This is a genomic window from Kitasatospora sp. NPDC058190 (assembly GCF_042883685.1).
Classification (GTDB): Bacteria; Actinomycetota; Actinomycetes; order Streptomycetales; family Streptomycetaceae; genus Kitasatospora.
On sequence record NZ_JBHVVI010000218.1, the window covers coordinates 1 to 7,779 of the forward strand.

Sequence of the window (7,779 nt, forward strand, 5' to 3'; positions counted from 1 at the left end):
ACACCACGTCACCACCTGCGGCAAGAAGAACACCGGAACCTGGGACGCAAAGCACCTCACGTGGCGACGGAAGATCTCAAGACCAGCTCACTAGCTATCCTGAGCTTGACGCCCGGTTACATCCCCTCCACCTCCTTTTGAGCTGGGACGATGCCCGAGCTGCTGGACGTACGCTTGCCGTTTAACGTCCGGCTTCGAACAGGCGGGCCCGGTGATCACTCGTCCGGTGCTCCTGGGACGGCGGCACGGCTACCGGGGGTGTGATCGCGATACGCGCCAGAGGGACAGCGGAATGATCTTGAAGCCCTGAGCCCGGCCCCCGTATTTCAGAGGGACACGCGCGCTGTTCTGCCAGCGGCAGAACAGCGGCCGGACCGGGCTCGACGATCACTACAGTCCAGTCTCATGAGGACGATTACGACGCGCACGGTCGAGTACCCGGCGGACGGTTTGACGATGATCGGCCACCTCGCTCTCCCGGCGGGTGTCGACCGCCGGCCCGCGGTGCTGCTCGGACCAGAGGGCATGGGGCTCAGCGACGTCGAGCGCCGCCGGGCCGACGCTCTCGCCGAGCTGGGATATATAACGCTGGCCTTCGACCTTCACGGCGGGCGCTATTTGGGCGCCCCCGAGGAGATGCTGGCCCGGTGCATACCGCTGCTCGCTGATCCGGACCGGATGCGGGGCATCGGCCATGCTGCGCTCGACGTGCTGCGCATCGAACCGCGGACCGACCCCGACCGGATCGCCGCCGTCGGCTACGGCACCGGGGGCGCCGTCGGGCTGGAACTCGGGCGCGACGGCGCCAACCTGCGCGCGATCGGGACAGTCAACGCACTGACCACGGGCCGGCCGGGCGAGGCGGCGCGCATTCGCTGCCCGGTGTGGGCCGGGGTCGGGTCGGAAGACCCGATCATGCCGCCCGCGCAACGGAACGCGTTCACCGCTGAGATGCAGGCCGCAGGCGTCGACTGGCGCCTCACGGTCTACGGCGGCGCCTTGCACGCCTTCCACCACCCCCCGGTCGACCACCCCACGGTCCCCGGCGTCGGCTACCACCCACAGCACGCACAGCGAGCCTGGCGCGACGTCGTCAACCTGCTCGCCGAGTGCCTGCCGCGGTCACCACCTCCCTGCAGTTCATCCCTTACCTGCTGGTCACCCCCATCGCCGGCCTCGTCGTGGACCGCGTCAACCGCATCCGGCTGGTGATGACCTGCCACGCGCTGCGCGCCGTCCTTCTCGCACTGGCCGGGCTGCTCGCCGCCAACGGCTCCCTGAGCGCCCCCGTCCTGTGGCTCACCGTGTTCCTGGCGGGTGCGCTCAACGCCCTCGCCAGCGTCGGCACCCTCGCCCTGGTACCGGACCTCGCCCCGGAAGGCGGCCTGGCCAAGGCCAACAGCCGCCTGCAGCTGTCCATGTCGATCACCCAAGTCATCGGTCCCTCGGCGGCCGGCCTCCTGCTGGCCGTCTCCGGCAACCTGGTCTTCCTCGCCATCGCCCTGGCCTTCGCCCTGGCCGCGGCCATGATCGTCCGCACCCGGACCCGCGAGGTCGAACGGGAGCAGGCACCCGCAGACTCCTGGCTGGCGAACATCGCCGCCGGGGCCCGGTTCGTACGCCGCACCACGGCCCTGTGGGTGCTGCTGCTCCAGATGACCCTGTTCAACCTCTTCGAACAGGCGGTCATCACACTCTTCATGCTGTTCGCGCTCCGCGAGCTGGACCTGGACTCCACCCAAGTCGGCCTCGTCTTCGGTGCCGGAGCGATCGGATCAGTGGCCGGCGCCTGGCTCGCACCGCGGTTCAAGAGCACGAGGGGAATCTCGGCCATCCTCGTCCTGTCCACCGGTCTCGCCTCCGTCGCCCCCTGCGCGCTCACCTTCGTCCCCGAGGGCTCGCCCGCGGTGTCCATGGCCATGAGCGGCCTCACCTTCTGCCTCTACGGGTTCGGGCTGACGGTCTTCAACGTCCACTCGAACACCCTGCGCCACCAGATGGCCCCGAGGGAGTTGCAGGGCCGCCTCGCCGCCGTCTTCCGCACCAGCGCCTTCACCTCGGTCGCCCTGGGAGCCGCCCTCGGCGGCGCGCTCGCCGAGCACATCCCGTTCCGGACCGCGATCGGGATCGCCTGCACGGGCCTGGTGTCCGCCTTCGTCCTGTTCGCGGTGCTACTCCCACGCGCCACCAGGGGAGCCGCGAGCAGCGCGTGACCCGACACGTCAGGGGGCCGCGTGCAGGTCCACCGCGCCTCAGTAGTGGGGGAAGAAGGGAAGTCGCCACGGACACGACTCCTTGACCGGGGCCGCTGGCCTACCGAAACGCGGCCGTCCGGTGTCGGGGCCGTGGAGGTGCCGGTGGAGGCGGTGGTGGGCCGGTTGTCCCGGCCGGTCGCGGCCTCGGCTGGCCGGTGAGGCAGGTGATGGTCGGCGGCCTGGTCGTCGGGGTCGGGTGCTGCAAGAGTGTTGGCGGACATCAAGCTGGCCTTCCGTCAGCAGGAAGCCGGAACTGGCGCGGTGCCCAGCCCCGGCACCCGGGTGAGCGCCCAGGTGCCGCCGACGATGCACACCACCCCCTTGTCCGCGGTCTGACCGCGCCCCTTGTCCCGCCCCTTGACCAGCACGTTGTCCCACCCGGTTCGCCCCGGTCAGGCCCCTTGCCCTCCCCGTTTGTCCGTGACCGGGATCACGGCCGCCGGACCGTCAGAGGTTCTGCAGGTAGGCGGTGTGGACGGTGAGTAGCTGTTGTCTTTCCGATTTTGAGCGGTGTCCGTCGAACGGGAGTCTCAATCGGATGCTCGTGGTCCGCGCCGCGCCGGGCTCGGGAGCAGGGCCTCGTGGTAGCTCGGAGGGTGTCTCGTGCAGGGCATGGATCAGCGCGAAGCCGAGTGGATCGCCTGAACGAAGGCGATCCCTCCGGCGACCAGAAGGACGAAGGCCACCGCGGTCGCCCCCAGCACCCCGGGAACACCCATCGGCCGGCCCCGGCCTTCTCGGCGACGCTTCGCCGAAAGGGACAGCAGCGGGCTCGGCTCCACCCAGAGGTAGGCGAAGAACTACCCCTACCCCGCAGGCAGGATGGTCCACTTGCCCGGCCTGGCCCCGCTCCCGACCGACACCCCGGCCTGGGCCAGCGGATACCGGCTGGGAACGGGGCCTGAAAGGGGCTCCCTGATTGTCAGCCAGACTCTCCGGAGCAGCACACCACCGGACGGCCGGGCCGCCAGCGTCAAGGGCCACCCCGCGACCATCACGCAACCGGACCCTCGCGACGGGCCCCGTTCGCTGACATGGTCGGACGGGACCTATACCTTTATCGTCGCCACCGGCGCCCCACCACGACTCTCGGACGAGGAACTCATCCACGTCGCAGAGAGCCTCGGGTAGCCGACACTGCAAGGACGAGTCCGGTGGGGCCGTTCAACGAACTGACCCCACCAGCAGCGCACCGCTGCCTTCCCAGACGACGACGGCCGGGACGGGTCCCACCAACCCGGTCTCGACGTCCGGCCGGGCGGTGCCGGTCGGCCTGCCCCGTGCCCGCCCTTACTCACGTCGCTTCGCGCCCACGTACGATCACTAGCCGTCGCCGATGAAGTGAGGCTGGATCGATGCCCCGTACCCCAACGCCGATACACCTGACCGCTGTCACCCTGGTCTTGACCGCTCTGCTGTCTTGCGCAGCCTGTGCTGGACAGACCAATGTCGCGCCGTCCGCTCCTGTGCCGACGAGTGCCGCCGCGTCCGCCGTCGCCGTAAGCCCTTCGCCGAGCGTCGCCGTAAGCCCTTCGCCAGGCTCGGGCCGACCGGACCAGCAGCAGCTGGACACGGCCGCGGACGCGGTCTCACGCCTCAGCGGCTCTTACCAGGATGTCTTCGCGGGTCTGGTGGTGGACGTTCCGGACGGTTGCGTCATCGTCTACCGGAAGCCGGGCGGTGGCGGATTCGACGCCGCCCTCGCTCACCTGGGTCTGAGCGTGCGCATAGACCTGCGGGACGCGCCGCGCTCGATCAGCGAGTTGGCCGCCACCCGTAACCGGGTCACGGCACTGATAGGGCACACGAGGGACTACAGCATCGTCATGGTGGGCGACGGCTCGGAGGTGAGCTTCGCCCGCGGCGTGGTGGAGGTCGGCGTCAGCGGCAATCTGTCCAGCGCCCAGGCAGACCTGCGCGGCCGCTTCGGCGACCGGGTCACTATCTCAGTCGCCGAACCGCTCTCGGGCTGACCGGGCTCTACGCCCCCGCGTTCGACTGTCAGAGTGCGGTAAGCGAGGTGATGCCCGTTTCGGGTTTGGAGTTGGGTGAGGATCGCTGGTCGGCGGGGTGGGCCGGTGGTCAGGTGCGGGGCTGAGTGAACAGGCCGGGTTCAGGTTCGGCAAGGATGCCTCGTGCGACCAGGCGTTTCAGCTTCGACCGGATGCCTTCGGTGTTCTTCGGGAGGATCGGCAGGTCGAGTGCCTCGCACAGGTCGCGGGCCCGCATCGGACGGCCGGCGTCGGTAAGGGCGGCGAGGATCTGCTGGTAGGCCGGGTGGTCGGGCACGTCGGGGCGAGGGGTCTCCTCGGCGGGCTCGGGTCGCGGGATGGCGAGGAGGGTCTTGCGGGTGATGCGCAGGTTCTCGCTCTCGGCGTCGAGCTCGCCGAGGCGGGTGGTGAGGTCCTCGATGCGCGAGCGGAGCTGTCCGGCTTGTTCGATCAGTTCTCTCTCGTGGGTCTCGATGTAGGCAAGGACGGCGCTGATCTGCGGGTTGTCGCTCATGCTGCCCTCCAGGAGGGCAGGGTGGCGCCGGTGAGGCGGCGGGCCATGACGGAGGTCATTGCCCAGAAGACGCGTGAACACGAAGTGGCAGGCCGGTGTTCGTAGTCGCGGACCAGGCGCCGGTAGAACATCAGGATCCCGTTCGTCTGCTCCACGATCCATCGCTTGACCTGCGGGACGAAGCCCTTGTCGGCCGGATTGCGCTCAACGATCTCGACGTCGATGCCGTACTCCTTGCCGTGGTCGACGACGCTCTTCTTGAACCCCTGGTCGGCCAGGGCTTTGCTCACCGTGTCGGTCTGGTCGGCCACGCCGTCCAGCAGCGCGATACCGGCGGCGTTGTCGTGTGCACTGGCCGGCAGGACGGCGACCGCGACGACGAGGCCCAGAACGTCCACGGCCAGGCATCTCTTGCGGCCCGGCACCCGTTTCGCCGCGTCCTTGCCCGTCGTGGCGCGGCCGGGACGCCGACGGCGGCATGGATACTCTGCGTGTCCAGGATGACCAGGCTCGGGTCGGCTAATCGCCGCTTCTTCTCCCGTAGTTGCCATCGCAGCAGGTCATGAATGGTCTGATCGGTTCCGTCGTCGCGCCACTTGTAGAAGTAGTACTTCACCGCACCGGCGGGCGGCAGGTCGTGGGGCAGCAGGTCCCACTGGCAGCCGCTGCGGTTCTGGTACAGGACAGCGTTCACGATCTCCCGCATCGCGTACTTGCCCTGGTGGCCACTGACCGAGGGATGCCGGGCCTTCCACGCTGTGATCACGGGCTCGACCAGGGCCCACTGCTCGTCGGAGACGTCACTCGAGTACGGCTTGCGATCACTCATCCCGCCACCCAAGCGAATCACGAACGCTTGACCGGCAACGATGCCCCAACGTCACCCCATCGAGCGATGACAAGTCAGACATAAGGTCGCGTACCGCACTCTGAGTGCCTGGTTGAATCAAGGGGGCGTCGACAAATTAGTGGCGCGTGTCGTGTCAACTCTTCATTGACGTCGCGTGCATGACGTATCTGGCGAGTTCGCAGGGGTCGATGAGGCGGACGGGGAGAGGTTCGCTTTGGTGCCCATGCCGCTGGAGCAGGGGTCTGGTCTGCTGGAGGAGGGCGCGCATCTGGTTTTCGCCGATGCGGAAGAGGTGGGCGGTCAGTGAGCAGGGCAGGCCGCGCTGGTCCAGGACGGTGGCCCAGATGATGTTCTCGGTGGTGAGTTTGCGGTGGCGGGGCCGCTGTTTCGGTGGGAGTGCGTCGAGCATCCCGCGGATCTCGGCGACGAGGTGGTCGAGGGCCTGGCGGCTGAGGCCGGTCAGGATGGGGTGGGTGGCCAGGGTCGCATCGAAGGTGTGGGCCGCGCGGGGGTGGGAGCGGCGTCCGGGCGGCTGCAGCGGCACCGTGGGGACGCCGGGTTGGGGCGGGATGGTGTAGTTCCACTCGCCGTGGAAGGCGTCGGGGTCGACGGTGAGCGCCGCAGCGTGTTGGGCGTCGATCTCGATGCCGGTGGGGTAGGTGTTCTCGTCCAGGCGGGCGGTCACGCGCAGTCCGGTCGCGGTGGTGGTGGAGGCGATCAGGTTCAAGGCCACCTCGAAGCTGGTCAGAGGGCGGGCGCGCCAGTTCATGGAGATGAAGGAGAACAGTCGGTGTTCAACCTTGTTCCACTTCGATGTGCCCGGTGGCGTGTGGCAGACGGAGATCTCCAGACCGGTCTCGGTGGCCAGGACGGCGAGGTTGGCCTTCCACGCCTTGGCCCGGGAGCTGTTGGAGCCGCCGCCGTCCGCGGTGATCAGCAGCCGCTTCGCGCCCGGGTAGGCGGCTCTGCCTTCCTCGTTCCACCAGCGGCGCAGGGCGGCGACCGCGAACGCGGCGGTGTCGTGGTCGGTGCCTACGACGACGAAGCCGGTGTTGCGCCCCACATCGTAGATGCCGTACGGGATCGCGGTCCCCACCGCCTGCGAGGGGAAGTCGTGGTCGAGGACCTTGACCGGGGCGCCCGGCGGAACCCATTTCCGCCCCGCCCGCCCGAACAGCCCGATCTGCTCCTTCTTCTTGCTGTCCACGCTGATCACGGGGTCGCCCGCGTCCAGGAACTGCCTCACTTCGTCGTTGAGATGCCGGAACTGGGCGTCGCGGTCCGGGTGGCTGCTGCCCGCCAGGACCTTGGCGTTGCCGCGCAGGCTGAACCCGGCTTCCTTCAGGAGTACGGCGACGGTGTCACGTCCCACCGCCCTGTCCTGGGCGGCGAGTTCGCCCGCCAGGTGCCGCAGTGACTTGGTCGTCCACACCAGCGGCCCCATCGGATCGCCTTGCGTGCTGTCCTCGACCAGGGCCAGCAGCGCGGCGCGCAGTCCCGGGTCCTTCTCGGCAGCGGCCGGGCGGCCGCTGCCGGGTCGGCGCACCCGGCCGTCGGGGTCGTCCCCGGCTTCCAGCTCGGCCAGTCCTCGGCTGATGCAGCCCTTCGAGACGCCGGCGGCCCGCGCCACGGCGGCGATCCCGCCATGACCGAGCTGCCGTGCCTCCGCGGCGTACAGCAGGCGGCGCTGACGCTCGTTCAGGTGCGGCGTCACCGCTTCAAGCTTCGCCCGCAACGGACCGATCAACTCATCAAAACGCCCCATACCACATCAACGAAGCAAAGCTCCGGAAGCAACCAGTTGATTTCCGACGGGCCCTTGCAGCGCGGGTCGTCGCCCACACCGGGCGCTGGGCGGGCGAACCCCTGTGCAGGCGTGGCTGGAGGACGAGGCGCGGCTGCGGTACCTGCTGCTGGCCGGCACCGAGCGCAAGGTCGGCAAGGACGGCATCCGGTTCAACGGCCACGCCTACCTCGCCCCCGAGCTGCACGGCCGCGGCGGCGAGGTGCTCGAAGTGCGGTACATGCCACACGACGAGCGGTGGATCGAGGTGTACCGGCATGGCGAGTACCTGTGGGAGGTTTCCCCCGGAACGTGGACACCCTGGACACTTGGATCGTGATGATCCGGAGAACAGGAGTTCCCGTTGGGGACGTACAAGTACTCGG

Annotated in this window: 7 protein-coding genes and 1 pseudogene; 5 read left to right on the forward strand and 3 right to left on the reverse strand. The window is 68.9% G+C overall.

Features of this window, described 5'->3' with window-relative positions:
• Window positions 1-405: 405 nt before the first annotated feature.
• The 4 genes from ACFVWU_RS43540 to ACFVWU_RS43555 all read left to right on the forward strand — a co-directional run bounded on the left by ACFVWU_RS43540 (window position 406) and on the right by ACFVWU_RS43555 (window position 4,228).
• Complete coding sequence (locus ACFVWU_RS43540; RefSeq protein WP_387631986.1) at window positions 406-1,212, forward strand: dienelactone hydrolase family protein; 807 nt, start codon at window positions 406-408, stop codon at window positions 1,210-1,212.
• On the forward strand, window positions 1,110-2,213 hold the full coding sequence (locus tag ACFVWU_RS43545; protein WP_387631988.1) for an MFS transporter: 1,104 nt from the start codon (window positions 1,110-1,112) through the stop codon (window positions 2,211-2,213). Before ACFVWU_RS43540 ends, ACFVWU_RS43545 begins: the two co-directional genes overlap by 103 nt.
• Before the next feature lie 249 nt (window positions 2,214-2,462).
• Window positions 2,463-2,591 carry a hypothetical protein gene (locus tag ACFVWU_RS43550; RefSeq protein WP_387631991.1) on the forward strand — a complete coding sequence of 43 codons (129 nt, stop codon included), beginning with the start codon at window positions 2,463-2,465 and terminating at the stop codon, window positions 2,589-2,591.
• Window positions 2,592-3,658: 1,067 nt separating this feature from the next.
• The gene (locus tag ACFVWU_RS43555) at window positions 3,659-4,228 is read left to right on the forward strand and encodes a hypothetical protein (RefSeq protein WP_387631993.1); all 570 of its coding nucleotides are present in this window, start codon (window positions 3,659-3,661) and stop codon (window positions 4,226-4,228) included.
• A gap of 109 nt (window positions 4,229-4,337) precedes the next feature.
• On the opposite strand, the gene ACFVWU_RS43560 is transcribed toward ACFVWU_RS43555, so the two are convergent.
• The 3 genes and pseudogenes from ACFVWU_RS43560 to ACFVWU_RS43570 form a co-directional block, all read right to left on the reverse strand.
• Window positions 4,338-4,760 carry a hypothetical protein gene (locus ACFVWU_RS43560; protein WP_387631996.1) on the reverse strand — a complete coding sequence of 141 codons (423 nt, stop codon included), beginning with the start codon at window positions 4,758-4,760 and terminating at the stop codon, window positions 4,338-4,340.
• A pseudogene (locus tag ACFVWU_RS43565) lies at window positions 4,757-5,589 on the reverse strand (IS5 family transposase). The gene ACFVWU_RS43560 and the pseudogene ACFVWU_RS43565 overlap by 4 nt, the downstream one beginning before the upstream one ends.
• A gap of 154 nt (window positions 5,590-5,743) precedes the next feature.
• The gene (locus tag ACFVWU_RS43570) at window positions 5,744-7,375 is read right to left on the reverse strand and encodes an ISAzo13 family transposase (protein WP_387631999.1); all 1,632 of its coding nucleotides are present in this window, start codon (window positions 7,373-7,375) and stop codon (window positions 5,744-5,746) included.
• 103 nt (window positions 7,376-7,478) lie between these two features.
• Between ACFVWU_RS43570 and ACFVWU_RS43575 the strand changes: the two genes are divergently transcribed.
• A complete protein-coding gene (locus ACFVWU_RS43575) occupies window positions 7,479-7,733 on the forward strand; it encodes a Mu transposase C-terminal domain-containing protein (RefSeq protein ID WP_387632002.1) in 255 nt (84 codons plus the stop codon).
• Window positions 7,734-7,779 lie beyond the last annotated feature (46 nt).

What these genes read in the sequence shown, in the direction of transcription:
- ACFVWU_RS43540 (WP_387631986.1), top strand. Translation starts at nt 406, where the DNA reads ATGAGGACGATTACGACGCGCACGGTCGAGTACCCGGCGGACGGTTTG.
- ACFVWU_RS43560 (WP_387631996.1), bottom strand. Translation starts at nt 4,760, where the DNA reads ATGAGCGACAACCCGCAGATCAGCGCCGTCCTTGCCTACATCGAGACC.
- ACFVWU_RS43570 (WP_387631999.1), bottom strand. Translation starts at nt 7,375, where the DNA reads ATGGGGCGTTTTGATGAGTTGATCGGTCCGTTGCGGGCGAAGCTTGAA.